A 16,431-nucleotide genomic window follows, 5' to 3' on the forward strand; every position below is an offset into this window, starting at 1 on the left:
AGTTGATGAACTCCTGCCATGGAACGTAGTACTCACCAATAAATAAGCGTCAATACGGTGCTCCGTTGACGCTTACCTAATTTAGTCACTTATCAGAGATTGCTGAGAAACCGCTTATCACGAGTGTTACCCCCTGGAGAGGATTTGCTATCGTGCTCCCCGGGGGCAGGATCTCACGCTCGATCGGTATAAAATTCGAATGTAGAGCCAGTTTATGTTTCTTGGCGTCATCTGGTTACCCCCCCGCACTCGTCATGGCAGAACTGGAACGTCTGCTGGAGGGATATGGCTACTGAAAAACGTCCGAAGACTGCACACCGGTATTATTTGGATTCCTGTGGGCCGCTATAGATAGAGAGAAGGGGGCCGCGTCGGAACCCACATATTAGACTGCCATTTACTCACTTCCGTGCGCATGTCAGCGAATAATGACCAGGTCAGGACCAAAACTGAATCCATCGCCCATCCGATCGGCATGCTTCGATACATACGATTTCCCGTACTTCTCCAGGTCTTGTAGGCTTGATCTTGCCAGATTCCATGAATACTCATGCCCCCAGATTTCCCCATCCCGATCAGCAAATCGTGCGGGTTTATAGTTGGCCTTGAGCAGAGCATAGACCTGTTCGAGAGTGGGTAATCCCAGACTGGTCTTCTTGTTAGTTGCGTCAACGTTCGTCAATTTTATGTTCTCAGTCGAGTTGATTAATGGGTATGGCTGCTCGCGAACTTTGCAGCCATTCGTTTTATTGATGACCTGTCGGTACTCGTGCACTACGCACTTAGAATGATTGCAGGCACGTCACTTTTCCTGAAAATCTTTTCCCGTTTCGGCGTTTAGGAAACGTGAATTCACTGTCAAACCTGTAGATTCCAACCTTAGAGCAGGGTCCACCGTCTTTAACCAATTCCCAGATGAAATCGGCTCAGTCGCTGAAATAGCCAGGACCTTCGTCAAAGGTTGAAAATTCACTATGCACAACACACAGGTCGCCGTGCTGGCCGTTGATAAAAACGAAGTGACCTTTATGCTTTTCGCCTGGCTACGCGGCTACGCGTCGAGGTGTCCGAACCTTTGATACATTACGGAGGCCTGATTTTCTGCTTCCTCCATTCCAGGTAAATCGCGCATCTCATTCCCCCTTCACGCTGATACCATAGTCTACAAATGTCCGACTCCTGTGTTGAATCACATTACCCAGGGTCTACATACCGCTGGGTTTAATGCCTCGTTACACCCCAGGCACCAACAGGGACGGGCTGTTATAAGAAAAACGATCTACTGGAGCATCTTCAAATCGGTGGTTCGGCGCATCCGGTGTCAGAACCAAGCCGTCGTGTGCCGCGTGAATGTGCAGCAGTGAATCACTGCCAGTGTCGATGTGCAGCGTCGGCACACCCCGGTCGATCTCCAGAATGAGGCCGAAACACGTCGTGCCGGATTCATCCACCACTTCACACTGAAGGTTGTTATCTGTTGATACCTTCACCTGATAGGGCTGACAGTCTTCTTCTGGTAGCTCGGTTGCACCCAATTGCCAGTCCTGAAAGTCAGTCTCATCTCTGAAGAGGTTGTAAGGGATTCCGGCGTCAGTAGTGCATAAACCTGCTGGCGAAACTGCTGGCTCATCTCTGGCGTCAGAGCATCGGCCTCGTCGTTGAAATGCTCTTCCCAGCCATCAGGATCAGCGTGCATCCAGACGTTTTGCGTCGGCGACGGCAGTGAGTCGTCAGGGTGTACGATGAGATACGGGGAGCTTTCCTTTGTTTCCAGATAACGGACAGGTGGGACATCCAACAACTCGCCATCATCAGCCGTACCATCGGTCTCCGGCAGTGCGATTTCAGTGACATTACCGCCGCAATGTTCTGCCACAACACGCCCCAGATCTTCCATCATGGCGCGATGCTTTTCTGGAGAATCCAGCTCACCAAGTAATTCCGGTTTCACCAGTAATGCAGTAATAATTGTTGCCAGTTCACGTGTCGAAATTAATTTGGCCATGATAGTCCCCCCCTTTTCTTTGATGAATTAATTCTACCAGTCCCGGTTTGCTGGTTAATAACCTGAAATGAAGTTTTTAAAAATATATTAGCCCCATAAATTAGGGGCTAATAATGGGATTAAATAATAATGATAGATTTGAAATTAATGAATCAGGAGGCGGCTTTCACTAATAAGCCAGGGCGTCCGTAGGTATACTGGTCAGAAGGTGAAATACCGAATTCATGATTAAGGGAGTCAGTTGAAAGGACCATACCGCCGTGAGCCGCCCGGATTTGCAGAACTGAAGGATCAGTGTCACCCGCGTTAACGTGGACCGAGGGAACCCCATTTTCAATCAACAGCGTCAGGGCCATCACCAGGCGCGAATCCATATCTTTGACTGCCAGCATGGCATGGCCACCGAATGCCATCGTGACGTTAAACTCTGCTGGAGACCCGGTCTGCTCAACATCGTCGGTGATGTATTCACGCATCCGTACCATCTGCACTGGCAGATTAGCATGGTTGGTTTCTCCCTGAAGGAGCATCCGCTGGAGAGCGTAGCGGCGTACTGCGCACTCTTTGTGGGTCGGCAATTCTTCAGGGGTTTCTTCGACACTGCCTTTGATATGGTCAAGCCAGCCATCCCGGACGTGGTGACGCCAGACGTTTTCTTTGAGGGAGTGCATGTCCGGGCTTGGAGAGACGACAATATAAGGGGCTACATCCGGAGAGGTAAGGTAATCAGCCTGGCTGTCTTCATCGCGATCCTCCGGCATGATCACGCCGTCAATCTGACCGCCACAATGTTTCGCCACCAGCTCACCTATGTCCTGCATAAATGCCTTATGCGATGCCGGTGTTTTTAATTCATTCATTAATGTGGGTTGCACCAGTAATCCACAAACAATTTCCGCAAGATCGGCAGGTAACAAATATGGCAGGTAACAAATATTTTTGCATGATTAGTTCTCCTCTTTTTGAATGAGGATACTCTAGCATTCGGGCTTTTTTTCTTAATAAGTTGTCGGCAGGTATTTTTTTTAAATATCCTCTTAATTTATATTAAAACCAGGCTGTTTTAATCCCGAAAAGTAACTTTTCTCATGGCTTCATGGGAGGAGAGTACCGGTATGACATCACCGCAACTGAATAGCCTGAACAACAACGGTGAGATGCCCACACCAAAAGCTGACACGCTAGCTGACTTCCGGTGTTTCGTGACCCAGACAGATCCCGAAAGTCGTCGATCGGCGTGGAGGGAGAACGCCAGCGATACCAGCTGGTCAGACAGGTTGTTGACGGGGAAGGGGCGCTACAGCCGGAAGACGAACAGGCTCAGCCGCTTCAGCCTGCACGTATCGCGTCCTGCGGCATCACTTGATACCCACCATTTCTACTTTACAGTGTCATTCTGCTGTTGTGGCACCCTGTCGGGGATGTGGTTCAATGTGAGCGGAATATTTGCCAGCTATATGGTCTTACAAGGAACCGAAAAAAATCGTGAAGGCGGACGTTAAGTTCATTAAAAGGACCATGCTGTTATTATATTTAATACATATATATTGCTACTCAAAAGGCTGTAAAGTAGCCTTGCCTTTTGGGGATGTAATAACTACCTCATTGGGATTGTTCCTGGCGCTTTTAGACAGATAATTCTGAAAAAAACTTTCACGTAAAATTGAATCCTGCATATATAAAATATCCTTCTGGCGCTCGTATTTTTTTCAAAAAAATTAATTTTGGTTATTAGCCAGCGTGACCAATCTGTCATGATTACTTCAGACCAAACCTGAGGAATCAAAAATGGATAAATACTTTGACCGGAGCGGAACAGCGATCGACCACGCTAAGATTCAGTGTATTGATTCAGTAAAAGGCACAGGGGAATATATTTACCGGGTCATTTGCAATAAATGCAAAGGCCGTGGAGAACGTAAACACTTTTATAAAAGTCGCTGCATTGCCTGTAATGCCACGGGCTATAGCTTGGTCACAACCCGTACATGTTACACCCTTAACGCATTATATCGCACATATCCGGAAGCGGCTCGTAAGATTTCAGCAGCTCAGGAAGTTGAGCGTCAACATGCTTTTAAATCAAAGAGTTCTGCGTTCAGTCTGTGGTGTCAGAGCCATCAGGAGATGGTTGATGCCATCACGCAGCAAGACGGGGAGAACAGTTTTCTGAACAGTCTTAAATCGACGTTATCACGGAAATATCCATTAAGTGATAAACAACTGACGGTCGCAGCCAGAATTCTTGGGATTTAATAAATTAGCTTTAGGCTTTTATAGTTTTTATTTAATCATACTTATGTCATTACGGAGGGGAATATGATCCATTCATTTAAAGACAGGCGGCTGGAATATTTTTTCCGTAATGGAAAGTCAACAGCAGGTATTCCTGCTGATCTGTCAAATGCGATTTCATGCAAACTGGAAGCGTTAAACAATGTAAAAACCGAGCGTGAATTGTTAGCCAGTAGTTTACGTTACGAACGCTTAAGAATGACCGCAAACCGGTACTCGTCCATTCGAGTCAACTCAAAATATAGGTTATTCTTTGAGTGGAATGATGGCGTACATAACGTTCACCTGTCGGCGCATGATTATAAATCGCTAATCCATTAAGGTAAAAAATGAAACTTTTCGGTATTTTATCTAGGGATGCTGGCACTGATGTGATGTTTTATATTCAGGCAAGCTCGAAACAACAGGCAAGCTTCATATTTGATGCTCTTGCCCCCCGGCTGAATCCTCATTGCCAACTGATTAACCCACTTAATGAAACAGTCATTCCTTCACTAAGCTGGACTACACTGTCTTTACAGCCATGGTCCCAGAATACCCAGACCCGGACACGTGAGATGAAGATGACGACGCACGGTCTAACTTTCTCGGGGCCAGTTACGGCGGCACAATCCCGGCAAATCGTCGACTTCTGCGATAACCTGGGTCTGCGCCTCGATACACCCACAGGGGAACCCTGCGGGACAGAACTGATCAATGCCAACCTTGAACAACTTAATTCCCCGCGTTTGTACCCCGTCCTTACCAGGTCCGGCACGGAAGGACAGTTTCAGATTTATGTCCCTGCACCGGCTGTCATTGACGCCGATGAGGTCATTGCCAGCGTGATCGGCGAGTGTTTTAGCGGCGTTACCACGTACTGCGTGACCGGTAGTCCATATCCGCTGACGGAAAAGCCGGTGATCCGGATGGAGGCACACGTTAGTGACACGCATACTCGGGTTTTTGAGCTGACATTCGTCAGCTATAATCTGACCCTTACTGCGACGGTGTATGCCAACAATCTGCGCCAGGTACTGATGCTGTGTGAGGATTTTGGTGTCACCCTTCAGGGGCGAGCCGGTGCATCCTGTCATGCCTACATGCGTAACGAGTACCGGCGGCTTGCCCATGTAGGTGTTTGCTCACGTTCCGGGGCTGAAGATGATGTCCGCGACTACATCTCATATAAAGAGGAAACCCTGATCCGGAAACTGCTGAAGCAGGCGACGGCTGAGAGCAAATTAATCCCGGCACGACACGGCCAGCAATTTAACGGTGTGCTGATGAATGCCACACCGTCATCAGCAACCACCGGTTTTCTCTACCTGTCACAGGAATTCCCGCAAGGCCAGTTTATGATGACGGCGGAAGTGGTGAATGCCAGCAGCACGGCAGGGGGGATCAGCTACATCGAAACGGTGGACGGTTACCGCTTTATTGTGACGGCATACGACGCCAGAGCGATGCATTCCCTGACCGAATTTCTTGGCGTTAACGAGACCTATTTTATCCCATATCGCTGGAAGTAGCGCGAGCGCACCGGACGACCAGGGAGGGCATCCGGGAATGTCGATTTCACGCCAGGAGCGAGGTGCTGAATCCGCGGTAAAACAGACTGACCCGATTTTAATACCCGATCACCGTAGTCAGCTGCCGCCCTGGCAGGATGCCAAGATATACCGGGTCTAAACGATACGGGATCAGGGCAGGGCAACCGGGAAAAAGGATGTGATTAACCTGGTTGCCGAGGCCTTTTCTCACGATCCCCGTGTTGAAAATCATCCATGCGGATGCTCTGGAATACAGCCCACCGGCAGGCGTTAGTACCGCCAGGCCATAAGTCGGAAGTGACGCCCGCGGGGACGGCACTGACCGAAAATTATTAAGCAACATACCGGTGTAATGGCCACCAGGATTCTTCTCCCGGATGCCTTAAAAACGACGACGTCAATTTTAATCCCTGAAGGGAGTGTGAGCATGAAGATTTTGACTGAACAGGTTTCCCCCATTGAACAGCAAAAGGGCGATCGTGTTGAAGCGTACGGCGCATTACTGGAAGTGATGCTCATCGTGGAATCCGACTGCGATGTCCCCGGCGGCGTCCGCGTTGCCGCCTGCGTCTCGGGGTTATCGGGGACGCCACAGGTACTATTCCGCGTGGATGGCTGGAAACGCCCGAGGAGATGTCGGAACGGGGCGCAACCTGGGCCGCAGGGCTGTACTGGAACATTCAAGGCAATGCCCATGACAGAGTAAGCAGGGTGTTGAACTGACGTTGTGTGGAAGGTGAAAAGTTTGCCGATGTTGTCCCATATGGTACAATTAAAATACCAAATGGGAGGAGCGGTTATGACGATGAAAGTTTATTCTCCAGACGTAGCCAAAATGAACCCACACGGCTTATGGCAGGTTGTGGGTCTGGATAACGACGGCATTGCGCTGATGGACAAAATCAGTCATGGCTTGGAAGGTAAAGTCGCCCATTCTATTTCTGAATGGGCGAACATCACTCCGTCGGAATTGCGCAAAATGTCCGGTATTCCGAACACCACGTTCAATCGCAGCGTTAAAGCCCGTTTCACAGCGGAGCAGAGCGAACGTCTGGTGCGTATTATTCGCGTCATTGAACGGGCTGTAGAGCTGTTTGAAGGCGACAAAGAGGCCGCACAGAAATGGCTGAACGAGCCGAATCGTGGCCTGAACTGGAAGACTCCGGCAGACGTCGTCTCTTCGGAAACCGGCGCGCTCGAAGTGATGCGCCTGATCACCCGTATTGAACACGGAGTATATTCGTGATCCTGTACCGGATGACCAAGACCCGCTATATATCGACCGCATGGTCTGGATTAGGGGCGAAAGAAGCGGGAGGCCGCTGGAACAGTGTCGGCACAGCGCTTGTCTATCTGTCCGAGACGGCCTCTCTGACCATGCTGGAGACGCTGGTGCATATCAATGCTCCGCAGCTTCTGGACGCTTACACGCTGCTGAGCATTGATGTCCCGGATGATCAGATCCAGGTCTTTGACCTGAAGCTGCTGCCGCCGAACTGGGCAAGTGAAGATGCGCCCGCCGAACTTGCCCGGTTCGGCGATAACTGGGTTGAAAGTGGTTCTTCTGTTGCCTTGCGTGTTCCCAGTGCATTATCTCCGGTGGAGTTTAACTACCTTTTAAACCCGTCTCATCCGGCTATATTTGATCTGATGAAAACTGTCCAGAAGATTCCTTACCAGTTCGACTCCCGGCTGAAATAGTTTACGGTAAGCAACCGGGAAAAGTAATTTTTCAGCCAGGCCCCTCCTTCGCTAAAGCGGGCGTGATTCTCCGGCAGGTCAGTATCAGTCATTTCAGGAACAGTCCGGGTAATGGCTACCCGGTAACTTAATTTAGAGTTCTGCCAGTTTGCTTATTAAATACTTTGGGGAATATTGATTAAAATAGACCAGGTCATTCTTTGTAATTAATATTTACGCCAAATGAAAGTAAATTAATAAAAAATCACGTCCTACTTATTAGCCAGAGAATCGGCTTTGGTAAAATATACCTAAAGCAACCCAACTGACAGTCGAGGTTAACAGTATGGTATCCGAACAGCTCATCACTAAAATTTGTCAGATACTGAAACGTGCCGACGGCTCTGAAGTGCGTATTGTGGTGGAGCAGGCATTTGGCAGAGGACTCACGCCTTCGTTGGGTGTGTATGTCCTGCGTCGCCCGACAGCTACCTGCAACTGGCAGTTGTGCAGCACCGCACCGCACAAGGACTGGCGAACCATGTCGGTGGATGAATACCAGAAACATGGGCGCTCTGAAATGCTGCGGTACGTTTCCTGCGGCGAAATCCTTCGCCTGAGTGCAGCGATCGGCAAACCAATGAGTTACGTTGATACCTGTCCAGGTTTACAGGGCTGATGCTGTTAATTGCCGGTGGCGGAACTGCCAAATTTAAAAATAGCAGACGGAGAAAAATGATGATTAGCCAAAATGGCAACGCTGTAAATACCCCGGACTTAAGCCGACTGTATATTATCTCAGGCCGCATGATGTTTGATGATGAGGATGAGGTGATGCTGATCGAAGCCGACTCCTCCTGTGAAGCTGAAGCGGCATTCCGGCAATGTATCACCGAAGGTGAAGCGCACATGGAACAGGCGCTTGTCATTTCGTCTGCGTCGCTGCAATCACTGTTACCAGACAGGCTCATTGCTTCTTCCCTGAAACATACCGTATAACCAAATCTTTCCCGTCTAATAAATTCCGCCCTCGTGGCGGTTTTTTATTATTGCCATATGTAAATTTAACACCGCTACTAAAATAACAGTGGGGTTAATAGAACTGGCGTCTGTCTGTTCTATAAAAACTTAGGGAATATTTCAATCCGGGTTATTAGGTGCAGGTATCTTTTTTGATATTATTTATTCACAGCAGCAATCACATTTAATTAAATAAGGCGTTATGCAATGGCGAATAATTACACTAAGGCATCCTTCACAATTCTCTGTTCACAGGAACAGGCAAAGATGGCACTGGACGCGATTGCGTATATTACAGACACGGATGTGGCGGAAGGTGAGCTCTTGCTGTCTAAACCTGTTCCAGAGTGTTCCCTCACTGAATTGCTTGTCCTGAGTATTATTCAGAACCACCCGGAGTGCGATCCTTTTGAGCCGACTTTTGGTCAGTCGGAGTCACCAGAAGATAACTACGACCTGGACTTCAAGGCGGAAATCACCGGTAAAGGCCTTGCCATTTGCCATGAAGAAAGCATTAACCTCGACCACGCTATCGCGGTGACAACCGCCGTGTTATCGGTGTTTAACCTGTCGGAGATGGTCACAATCAATGCCGCTTTCGTCTGCGACCAACCACGCGAAAACGAGTTCGGCGGTGCTTCAATTTTGGTGACTAAAGATACACACCACTATGAAGAAGGCTATCATTTTTCCCGCCTGATGAACGATGCCCATGAAGCCGGTGTTCAGTATGCGTTGGTGAAAGTTAACCAGTACAACCACGAAAACGCATATACAGAATGTTATCTGCTGAGCTGCAAAGCGTCAGAATCGGCTTATGATGTTGCACGCCACCGCCTGGCCTCGGACGAGAACACGTCCGCCGATCCTGACGAGGATGGAGTCATCATTCTCAGCGAAGAAGACAACACCAGCATGGCGCTTCACAGCGTCACAGAATTGACGCCTGTCGTATACGACAGCCTGAGCAAATTACTGCCTTCGCTGGACGAACTATGCCCTGTGACTGCCCGATAATTCATGATTGCCACCGGGATAGCCGGTGGCATGGAGAGCTAAAAATGCACAATAAACTTTTGATCTCGCCTGTTAGCTGCATCAATGAATTTGCGAGTGACATACCGCAAAGCGTCTTTTTTTCCATTGATTCGGCGCTGAATTACCGTATTCGTGAACTGGCGGCATACGGGAAAGAACATGATTTGTTCGTCGCAGAGTTTTTCTTCTTTGACTGCCTCTGGTCCGAAACATATGTAGAGGATATTGAGGAACTCATGTCGCAGGCTGCGTATCTGGGAAGTGGCATTACCGGGCAGGAAGCGATGCTCCGTGACGCAATGCCGCCCTGCCGCACGGAAACGACGTCCATCCGGGTCATGAAAGAATCATTTCAACTGACCGTTGTTCCCCGGCATTGCGGCGATGACATGATGCTCAATACGCCACTAATTCCACTGACAGAACTGGAATCAAATGCGACAGTTTTAATTACCCAGCAGAAATCGCGATAGCGTGGCGAAGATAATATTTTTATTTCCGCGTAATTTTATTTATTTAGTGTTATTTAATTAAATCGGCATAATTTTATTTTAACTATTTCATCTTCACATATTGCCCTGAAGATATTAAATGGATTAAATAAATTACGCGGTAATGCAGAGAAAGCCACAATTCAGGAAATAATATGTATATAGAAATGAAAGAGGCATTCCTTGAATTATCCTCAGAAATTCAATTTTCTGAGGCGGCTAACGCTGCCATTCTGACGCAGGATAAATGGGGGGATGTCTGGCAGGCACTGAAGACCGATGCGGATCTGAATTATACCGATGCTGGTGATCCGGTCAGTCTCGCGTCACGCGTGACGACGGCAACCAGTGCAATTTATCAGGCGATTACCGAAGGCTGGACCATGTGCGTCGGCTACAGCGGCGGGAAAGACTCACACTCGCTACTGCATCTGTTCCTCATGGCCTTGACCCGTGCAGTACGGAACGGCTCGAACATCAGTCAGCACCATTTCATTCAGATGTCGGACACCTTGATCGAAAACCCTGAGATGCATCATCAGGCCATGCTGGTGCTCAGTCAGCTCAGAGCCTTTATAGCCGAACAGCAACTGCCCGTGACCGTCCTGGTGGCTCGCCCGTCCATGACTCAGAGCTGGGTTGGACGCATTCTGACCGGGCGCGGGCTTCCAACTTGGACAAATTCTAAAACGCGTCAATGCTCTACAGATCTCAAGCGATCTCCACTGCGCCAGGCCAAAGCCCGTTATCTGAAAAATGTACCAGCTTCCGTCCGCAACAAAGTGTGTCTGATGCTGGGTTTCCCGTGATGATGAGAGCGCCCGTCGGGCAGGAAACATCCTCAGAATGGGCGGGCAGGCGGACCGCGTCTCGCTCACGGAGCACGGCGGCGAACTGTACCCGCTGAAAGAGTGGCGGACACAGGATATCTGGTCATTTCTGATGGCATGTGGTTCGCAGGCGCGATTTCCGCTGCCAAGTTTTTTGCCGGACAACTTCAGCCTCGCCACGCTATATAAGGACGCGACCGGGGAATGTATCTGGACACCGGAGAAATCCACTTCCCGATCTTCCGCCTGCGGCGCTCGCTATGGATGCTCGCTATGCTGTGCCGTCGGCATTGACCACTCGATGGAAACCTTACTCCGCACTGACCCGGAGAAGTATGGCTACCAGGCTGGCCTTAGTCGCCTTCAGCGTTTCCTAACCAAAATTCAGTATGACTGGAGCCTTCGGGATTATATTGGGCGCAAAGTGTTTGAGGGCGGCTATGTGCGCCTTCAACCCAATGTGTTTTCGTCGTCCCTTACCGAACGACTGTTCCATATCTGTTGCAGCCTCGATTACGTGGAAGCTCAACGGGCGGAAGCGGTGCGGGAAAAGTTACTTTCAGGCGAGATTGAAGATACCGCGCATAACCGCCGCATGTCGGAGCCGCAGTTTCGGCTCGTGCAGGAATCCAACGTGCTGCATATCGACTTTCTCTGGTCATTGCATTGCTTTAACCCGCGTCCGTTTCGCGCCATTGAACTTTACCGCCAGGTGTGGGAAGGGGGGGCGCTGGATCTCCTCGACGATGAGCCAGCTATGCAACCGGCACCCCGCACACCGATGCCAGCACCGCTCTGGATGAAGTTGCCGAAAGGCCGTATCGGGACGTCATTTGACGGGCTGTCCGATCCATCTGCCGAAATGGCCTATTTTGACGGTCAGGAGGATGACCGAGCTTCCCGTAGTTTGCTGAGTAGCGGGAAAAGCCTGAACATCGTTGCATTCGAAGAAGAGGATGAGCTGACGGTTGATGAAGACACGGCGTCCTGGATTATATGGCATGAATATGACGGATTACGCCAGCGTGTGTCTGATGGTGAGTTTACCCCCGTGGCTGCGGCACAGTACCTGCTTAGATACGGCGCCGTCCGAATTTCCCGGGGAAAAGGTGCGGTGTACCACCGCCTCGCTCAACGCGGGCAGGCCTATTCACATCTTGGCATTAACGACCAGACGCCGCTGCCGTCCTTGCTCGCCAGCGGTCGTTTCAAGATCCTGAACGACAGAGATTATCGCCTGCTCGTCGCCCGCAAACTGCGGGGGCAGCGGCAGAAACTGCGCTTTTGGTGCTGTGTTGTGGCCTGTGTGGCACTGCACACCCACAACAGAACACCTCTTGGGAGATGGATCACGACGCAACTGGAGACCGAATACCGGCAACATATGGTCCGAACGGACGACGAGATGAAAGCCGGGATGCTCGACGCTGTCCTGACTCTTTGTAACTTGCGGATTTCGGCTCATTCACTGCAATCGGAAGAACGCCTGTATTACCGGTCCGTCAGAAAACGCTTTTTGGCGACATTAGCCAGGTGTAATTCGCCGGAGCGTGTTGGAACCTTACGGGAGGTTATCTGGGAGCTGCGGGTGCTGTCCGGTGCTCAGTCTTCGAAAAAGACGGGATTCCGGCATGTGGATGATCGCCGGGAGAGTACGGCTAGGTTGTTAAGGCCTCTGTTGAAACGTCTGGTCCGCCTGCTGGCGTGAGCCCACCAGCAAAATCAGACATACGTGCAAAAAACGTGAAAATAGCCCCGTTAACGGAAAAAGCACCGAATGGTGTGTGTTGTAATGAGCGCAGGTGCGGAATTCGTTAAAGGGACTGTTTTGAAAAGTAACTTTTACATCAGACTAATAATAACCATTTTTTTATAAGTAAGGACTGATATATGACCGATATTAAGGAGAAACAAAATCACTTTAGTAATTTAAAGTGTATTGCAATTTCCTGGCATTTTAATAAACCTACTGGGAAGGAGCACCTTCTTTTATTTGTTGCCATTGTGGCATGTATTTTCCCAGGACTGGTGTTTTTCAAACATTCTCTATGGGGCGGACTCCTGTTCTTTTTTTTTGTTGCAGGTTGTTATGCATTCCTGGCTTTTCCTCATTTTACTCATCGGAAGAAAATCTGGAAGGAAAGGCTTGACCAGTCGCTGAAAGAGTATCAGCCGCTTGATCTGCAAGCCTGGGCGTATTTTAAGGACCGCGTTAGAGAGGAAGGCATGACTTATAAAGCCTGTGAGTCGTGGATGAGTACTGAGGCTAGTGCATTATATAAAAGCCCCAAACAAGAATGGTCATTTCTCGACAGCACTTCGGTTGGAGAAAATGATAAGTCACAAACCGATTAACATATTCCGTAATTACTGAAAACGAACATTTAAATTTAATCGTAACTCACCCTGAATACAGGGCTAATTAGTCAGAGGATTGCACTATGTCTATTCAAGAAAAAACCACCGTAGTCGTTTTTAATGCCAGCCATGCTGACAAAGCCGTTGCCGCCAGCGTCAATGCACTGTACAGCGTGGAAGTTGAATACCCTATGACCCTGAATGATTTGTCATTGCTGTGTGAGTCCGTAGCGAAAGCGTTGGATGCACCCGGCGGCGTGAAATATGAAATTACGACCGAGCCGGTAGTGGACGGAGAAGACGATTAATTCGGGTGTCTTCTGGTTCGAAATACATCCGGCAACGGCGCAATAATTGAAGGCATAATAAACGAGGAAAATACCGATGTTTTTACACCTGGTACCTAAAATTCTGCACCCGATGGGAAATATCTGCACGCTGGATTCTGTGTCCGTCCCGGAACTATCACTTCACCTGACGGATAATGATCTGGTTGCGATGCGCCCTTACCCGAACAAGCATTACCTGGTGGGTATGCTGAAGGGCCGCAGGGCGTTGAATGGTTTTCTTGTCAAATGCCCCCGTGTGTTGGAAGAGTTTACGATGGTGTCCGTCTGGAATATCGAAGGATTTGGCAAAATAACGCACACCCTGAAGACCTTTGTCGAAGATATGGATTATGACCTGGTTTCCCACGACGTGCTGCTGGCGTTAGGGAGCTACCGGGCACCGGCGTCTGAAGAGTGTCGTGTTCACTCTGTTTATAAAAACATTGCGCCAGTTTACATCGAACCGAAAATGGAATCCCTGCTGTTGACAGAACCCAATTTCGAGAACGATACGTGTGAAACCTATTCGTGGGGGATGCTGGTGCGTACGCGCAAAGAGGGGTTTAAAGCCATGACGGTGCCATCAGCCCGTCTCAGAAAATCTGGGGCGCTGCGGGGGGACCGCCTGCCACAACCGGAACAGGCCATAGTCATTTCCGGGTGAGCAACGTCAGCCTGATGTCGTTTCTCAGGCTGGCTGATTCTGAATGGATGTGTCTTACATTACTGAAATAGAAGTTCGAATTGACGAAGATAAGGTACTGAGTTACGTGAACAGTGGGGACGGCGGAGATCTCCTTGAGAATGCAATGCCGACTGCCGCACGTCGATTCTACCGACTGACGCAATCTATGCACACATTGCCGAAGGAAGTCAGAAAGCATTTCCATGATGCACTGTTTTATTCCGCTAACGGCAAGGTGAGCCTGCTGCTTGGCAGCAGCCATAACAAGTATGAGCAGCCAATGCAGAAAATGGTGGCTGTGTCTGCCACGCAACTCCACATCGAAGGTGGTGACTGGTAGGCCTGTCGGTGTAAATCGCGAAAACGCGAAAATAGGTAGGGTTAGCAAAAAATTGCCAATTTTAATTTTGGTAGAGTTACCGAAATACCGATTGGGGTGGCTATGAAAGACACACATAACATCACAGTTCCTTCAGTGGATGAGCTGAAGAGTACTGTCTTACCCGGGCTGATTATGGATGCTAGGGCGATTAGCCATTATGGTGATTCTGCGGTGTCGTCCGGCGCTATGGACAGGTATTCATCATTGATGGAAAAAAACGCGGTCACAGAGTTATCCGGGACGCTCAGCGGTATAGTCAGTGCTCTGGTCCAGGCTGATCCGCAACGTATTGAAAGCAACCCTTCCTGGCTATCCCGGTTCACCGGTAAGCATCTTGAAACACAGGTGCGTTACCAGCTGGCCTGTCACAAAGTGGAGCACCTGATCGACCAGGAGGAGTTTTTCCTTGCACATGTTAACGAGACGCTCCAGGCACTGGATGATTTGCTGGCGATATACCAGTTGGAAATACGACACCTTAACATTTTTATCCAGGCTGGACGTGAATATCTGAAAGACTCTTTTGTTGATGCGATGCCAGAGGAAACTCGTATCGCGTTTGACAATCCCCGTGAACGCCTTGCCCGAAAAATTGCAAACCTGGCGACACTGCTTTCGTCACATGAAATGACGGAAATGCAGCTGAAAATGACCCAGGCGCAATGCATCGACATGATGGACCGCTTTGATGAAACCACAAAGGTTTTAGTGCCGGTATGGCGGCAACATACGCTTTCATTGAACACGGCGAAAAATATTGATCCGTCAATTGTAAAACAGGCCACCAGCGCCCATGAGGCGCTTTTATCGAGCCTTCATAAAAGCTTAGAAGGAATTGCGAAATGATGGTTACATCCACAACCCGTACTGAAGTTGCCCCCTTTATTCTGACCGCAGAACAACTCGAACAATTTGGGTTGCACAGCAATGACCTGAGATTCAGGCTGTCGCAGAGCGTATTGACTATGCAAACCCGGACACGGTTTATCAGTTCGGGCGTGATGTCGCTGAGAATACGGCGAATTACGCCGACAGTTTGCTTGAGCAGGTCCGGAATAAGGACCTGGACGAAGCAGGAACCAAGTTAACACAAATTGTCGAACTGGCCCGGACGGTAAACGTTTCAAATCTGACCGAAAGTCGTTCCACAGTGCCGGTTCTTGGTCCTCTCATCGACAAGTTCCGCTTGCGTGGCAAAAACTTTGCAGCGCAGTTTGATTCCACCCGTGAACAAATTGATACGCTGGTTTCCGAAGTTGATATCACGCAAAAAAGTCTTTCGACGAGTAACGGTGCTCTCCAGTTGATGTTTGATGAGGTAGCTAAGGAGCATCATCTTATTGGAGTACATATTGCCGCCGGAAAGATTCGGCTTGCCGAATTGCAGAAGACGACAGAATCTCTTCGGGCTGAAGTGGGTAACAACCCGGCTAAGTTTCAGGAAGTGGCGGATTATGATTCGCTAATGGCAAACCTCGATAAGCGCATTGGGGACCTGATCGTCACTCAACAGTCGGCAATGCAGGTACTGCCAATGGTGCGTATTATCCAGGGTAACAACCAAAACCTGATCGTAAGCGGCTCGTCAGAACCGTATTGATATTTACTGAGAGCTCAGATCAACTTTCCAGGGCAACAGATCGCGTACCCGGTTTGCCGGCCAGTCCTGGATATGTTCAATGACGTAGCGCAGCCACTTTTCTGGCTCCACATTGTTCAGACGGCATGTGCCGATCAGCGAGTACAACACCGCCGCATGTTCGCCACCGCTGTCGGAACCCGCGAA

The 16,431-nt window shown here is 49.4% G+C and carries 24 protein-coding genes; 19 read left to right on the forward strand and 5 right to left on the reverse strand.

Going from position 1 to position 16,431, the window contains the following annotated elements; all coding sequences use genetic code 11:
- Positions 1-418: 418 nt before the first annotated feature.
- The 4 genes from FQZ95_RS06345 to FQZ95_RS06355 all read right to left on the reverse strand — a co-directional run bounded on the left by FQZ95_RS06345 (position 419) and on the right by FQZ95_RS06355 (position 2,865).
- Positions 419-682, reverse strand: a complete 264-nt coding sequence (locus FQZ95_RS06345) for a hypothetical protein (RefSeq protein ID WP_160471648.1) — start codon at positions 680-682, stop codon at positions 419-421.
- A gap of 550 nt (positions 683-1,232) precedes the next feature.
- Positions 1,233-1,535 carry a hypothetical protein gene (locus FQZ95_RS26290; protein WP_237427951.1) on the reverse strand — a complete coding sequence of 101 codons (303 nt, stop codon included), beginning with the start codon at positions 1,533-1,535 and terminating at the stop codon, positions 1,233-1,235.
- A complete protein-coding gene (locus FQZ95_RS06350) occupies positions 1,487-2,005 on the reverse strand; it encodes a hypothetical protein (protein ID WP_237427952.1) in 519 nt (172 codons plus the stop codon). The genes FQZ95_RS26290 and FQZ95_RS06350 overlap by 49 nt, the downstream gene beginning before the upstream one ends.
- Before the next feature lie 152 nt (positions 2,006-2,157).
- Complete coding sequence (locus tag FQZ95_RS06355) at positions 2,158-2,865, reverse strand: hypothetical protein (RefSeq protein ID WP_237427953.1); 708 nt, start codon at positions 2,863-2,865, stop codon at positions 2,158-2,160.
- A 255-nt stretch (positions 2,866-3,120) separates the two neighbouring features.
- On the opposite strand from FQZ95_RS06355, the gene FQZ95_RS06360 reads away from it, so the two are divergent.
- The 19 genes from FQZ95_RS06360 to FQZ95_RS06445 all read left to right on the forward strand — a co-directional run bounded on the left by FQZ95_RS06360 (position 3,121) and on the right by FQZ95_RS06445 (position 16,245).
- Complete coding sequence (locus FQZ95_RS06360; RefSeq protein WP_157916977.1) at positions 3,121-3,507, forward strand: hypothetical protein; 387 nt, start codon at positions 3,121-3,123, stop codon at positions 3,505-3,507.
- A gap of 286 nt (positions 3,508-3,793) precedes the next feature.
- Positions 3,794-4,261, forward strand: coding sequence for a hypothetical protein (locus FQZ95_RS06365; protein ID WP_097311500.1), 468 nt, complete (start codon positions 3,794-3,796; stop codon positions 4,259-4,261).
- A 63-nt stretch (positions 4,262-4,324) separates the two neighbouring features.
- Positions 4,325-4,621, forward strand: coding sequence for a type II toxin-antitoxin system RelE/ParE family toxin (locus tag FQZ95_RS06370; protein ID WP_160471650.1), 297 nt, complete (start codon positions 4,325-4,327; stop codon positions 4,619-4,621).
- A gap of 236 nt (positions 4,622-4,857) precedes the next feature.
- The gene (locus tag FQZ95_RS06375; RefSeq protein ID WP_237427954.1) at positions 4,858-5,811 is read left to right on the forward strand and encodes a flavin reductase; all 954 of its coding nucleotides are present in this window, start codon (positions 4,858-4,860) and stop codon (positions 5,809-5,811) included.
- 448 nt (positions 5,812-6,259) lie between these two features.
- Positions 6,260-6,538 (forward strand): hypothetical protein, encoded by a 279-nt coding sequence (locus FQZ95_RS06380; protein WP_237427955.1) that lies wholly within the window; start codon positions 6,260-6,262, stop codon positions 6,536-6,538.
- A gap of 99 nt (positions 6,539-6,637) precedes the next feature.
- Complete coding sequence (parS, locus tag FQZ95_RS06385; protein ID WP_404852533.1) at positions 6,638-7,078, forward strand: type II RES/Xre toxin-antitoxin system antitoxin; 441 nt, start codon at positions 6,638-6,640, stop codon at positions 7,076-7,078.
- Positions 7,075-7,533 carry an RES family NAD+ phosphorylase gene (locus FQZ95_RS06390; protein WP_097311496.1) on the forward strand — a complete coding sequence of 153 codons (459 nt, stop codon included), beginning with the start codon at positions 7,075-7,077 and terminating at the stop codon, positions 7,531-7,533. Before parS ends, FQZ95_RS06390 begins: the two co-directional genes overlap by 4 nt.
- A 325-nt stretch (positions 7,534-7,858) precedes the next feature.
- On the forward strand, positions 7,859-8,191 hold the full coding sequence (locus FQZ95_RS06395) for a hypothetical protein (RefSeq protein ID WP_097311495.1): 333 nt from the start codon (positions 7,859-7,861) through the stop codon (positions 8,189-8,191).
- A gap of 56 nt (positions 8,192-8,247) precedes the next feature.
- A complete protein-coding gene (locus FQZ95_RS06400) occupies positions 8,248-8,511 on the forward strand; it encodes a hypothetical protein (RefSeq protein WP_160471653.1) in 264 nt (87 codons plus the stop codon).
- 288 nt (positions 8,512-8,799) lie between these two features.
- Positions 8,800-9,549, forward strand: coding sequence for a hypothetical protein (locus tag FQZ95_RS06405; protein WP_237427956.1), 750 nt, complete (start codon positions 8,800-8,802; stop codon positions 9,547-9,549).
- Between the two features lie 44 nt (positions 9,550-9,593).
- Positions 9,594-10,043, forward strand: coding sequence for a hypothetical protein (locus FQZ95_RS06410; protein ID WP_160530018.1), 450 nt, complete (start codon positions 9,594-9,596; stop codon positions 10,041-10,043).
- Positions 10,044-10,216: 173 nt separating this feature from the next.
- Positions 10,217-10,870, forward strand: coding sequence for a hypothetical protein (locus FQZ95_RS26295; RefSeq protein ID WP_237427958.1), 654 nt, complete (start codon positions 10,217-10,219; stop codon positions 10,868-10,870).
- 37 nt (positions 10,871-10,907) lie between these two features.
- Positions 10,908-12,599: a hypothetical protein gene (locus FQZ95_RS06415; RefSeq protein ID WP_237427960.1), complete on the forward strand. Its 1,692-nt coding sequence runs from the start codon at positions 10,908-10,910 to the stop codon at positions 12,597-12,599.
- Between the two features lie 182 nt (positions 12,600-12,781).
- Positions 12,782-13,246: a hypothetical protein gene (locus FQZ95_RS06420; protein ID WP_097311492.1), complete on the forward strand. Its 465-nt coding sequence runs from the start codon at positions 12,782-12,784 to the stop codon at positions 13,244-13,246.
- Between the two features lie 86 nt (positions 13,247-13,332).
- A complete protein-coding gene (locus tag FQZ95_RS06425; RefSeq protein ID WP_097311491.1) occupies positions 13,333-13,557 on the forward strand; it encodes a hypothetical protein in 225 nt (74 codons plus the stop codon).
- Between the two features lie 76 nt (positions 13,558-13,633).
- Complete coding sequence (locus tag FQZ95_RS06430) at positions 13,634-14,242, forward strand: DUF6012 family protein (protein WP_097311490.1); 609 nt, start codon at positions 13,634-13,636, stop codon at positions 14,240-14,242.
- 43 nt (positions 14,243-14,285) lie between these two features.
- On the forward strand, positions 14,286-14,603 hold the full coding sequence (locus FQZ95_RS06435; RefSeq protein ID WP_097311489.1) for a hypothetical protein: 318 nt from the start codon (positions 14,286-14,288) through the stop codon (positions 14,601-14,603).
- Positions 14,604-14,705: 102 nt separating this feature from the next.
- Complete coding sequence (locus FQZ95_RS06440) at positions 14,706-15,491, forward strand: protein KlaA (RefSeq protein ID WP_160530019.1); 786 nt, start codon at positions 14,706-14,708, stop codon at positions 15,489-15,491.
- 112 nt (positions 15,492-15,603) lie between these two features.
- Entirely contained in the window at positions 15,604-16,245 is a 642-nt protein-coding gene (locus FQZ95_RS06445; RefSeq protein ID WP_274463615.1) for a toxic anion resistance protein, read from the forward strand.
- Between the two features lie 3 nt (positions 16,246-16,248).
- Here FQZ95_RS06445 and FQZ95_RS06450 read toward each other — a convergent pair.
- A partial coding sequence (locus FQZ95_RS06450; protein ID WP_000385254.1) for a transposase domain-containing protein occupies positions 16,249-16,431 on the reverse strand: 183 nt, incomplete at its 5' end.

Origin of the sequence: Escherichia sp. HH41S, assembly GCF_009820115.1 — a bacterium.
In the GTDB taxonomy this organism is placed as follows: Bacteria; Pseudomonadota; Gammaproteobacteria; order Enterobacterales; family Enterobacteriaceae; genus Escherichia; species Escherichia coli_F.

What these genes read in the sequence shown, in the direction of transcription:
- FQZ95_RS06440 (WP_160530019.1), top strand. Translation starts at nt 14,706, where the DNA reads ATGAAAGACACACATAACATCACAGTTCCTTCAGTGGATGAGCTGAAG.
- FQZ95_RS06405 (WP_237427956.1), top strand. Translation starts at nt 8,800, where the DNA reads ATGGCACTGGACGCGATTGCGTATATTACAGACACGGATGTGGCGGAA.
- FQZ95_RS06430 (WP_097311490.1), top strand. Translation starts at nt 13,634, where the DNA reads ATGTTTTTACACCTGGTACCTAAAATTCTGCACCCGATGGGAAATATC.
- FQZ95_RS06415 (WP_237427960.1), top strand. Translation starts at nt 10,908, where the DNA reads ATGGGCGGGCAGGCGGACCGCGTCTCGCTCACGGAGCACGGCGGCGAA.
- FQZ95_RS06355 (WP_237427953.1), bottom strand. Translation starts at nt 2,865, where the DNA reads ATGAATGAATTAAAAACACCGGCATCGCATAAGGCATTTATGCAGGAC.
- FQZ95_RS06410 (WP_160530018.1), top strand. Translation starts at nt 9,594, where the DNA reads ATGCACAATAAACTTTTGATCTCGCCTGTTAGCTGCATCAATGAATTT.
- FQZ95_RS26295 (WP_237427958.1), top strand. Translation starts at nt 10,217, where the DNA reads ATGTATATAGAAATGAAAGAGGCATTCCTTGAATTATCCTCAGAAATT.
- FQZ95_RS06400 (WP_160471653.1), top strand. Translation starts at nt 8,248, where the DNA reads ATGATGATTAGCCAAAATGGCAACGCTGTAAATACCCCGGACTTAAGC.
- FQZ95_RS06350 (WP_237427952.1), bottom strand. Translation starts at nt 2,005, where the DNA reads ATGGCCAAATTAATTTCGACACGTGAACTGGCAACAATTATTACTGCA.
- FQZ95_RS06360 (WP_157916977.1), top strand. Translation starts at nt 3,121, where the DNA reads ATGACATCACCGCAACTGAATAGCCTGAACAACAACGGTGAGATGCCC.
- parS (WP_404852533.1), top strand. Translation starts at nt 6,638, where the DNA reads ATGAAAGTTTATTCTCCAGACGTAGCCAAAATGAACCCACACGGCTTA.
- FQZ95_RS06435 (WP_097311489.1), top strand. Translation starts at nt 14,286, where the DNA reads ATGGATGTGTCTTACATTACTGAAATAGAAGTTCGAATTGACGAAGAT.
- FQZ95_RS06420 (WP_097311492.1), top strand. Translation starts at nt 12,782, where the DNA reads ATGACCGATATTAAGGAGAAACAAAATCACTTTAGTAATTTAAAGTGT.
- FQZ95_RS06365 (WP_097311500.1), top strand. Translation starts at nt 3,794, where the DNA reads ATGGATAAATACTTTGACCGGAGCGGAACAGCGATCGACCACGCTAAG.
- FQZ95_RS06375 (WP_237427954.1), top strand. Translation starts at nt 4,858, where the DNA reads ATGAAGATGACGACGCACGGTCTAACTTTCTCGGGGCCAGTTACGGCG.
- FQZ95_RS06425 (WP_097311491.1), top strand. Translation starts at nt 13,333, where the DNA reads ATGTCTATTCAAGAAAAAACCACCGTAGTCGTTTTTAATGCCAGCCAT.
- FQZ95_RS06380 (WP_237427955.1), top strand. Translation starts at nt 6,260, where the DNA reads ATGAAGATTTTGACTGAACAGGTTTCCCCCATTGAACAGCAAAAGGGC.
- FQZ95_RS06370 (WP_160471650.1), top strand. Translation starts at nt 4,325, where the DNA reads ATGATCCATTCATTTAAAGACAGGCGGCTGGAATATTTTTTCCGTAAT.
- FQZ95_RS06395 (WP_097311495.1), top strand. Translation starts at nt 7,859, where the DNA reads ATGGTATCCGAACAGCTCATCACTAAAATTTGTCAGATACTGAAACGT.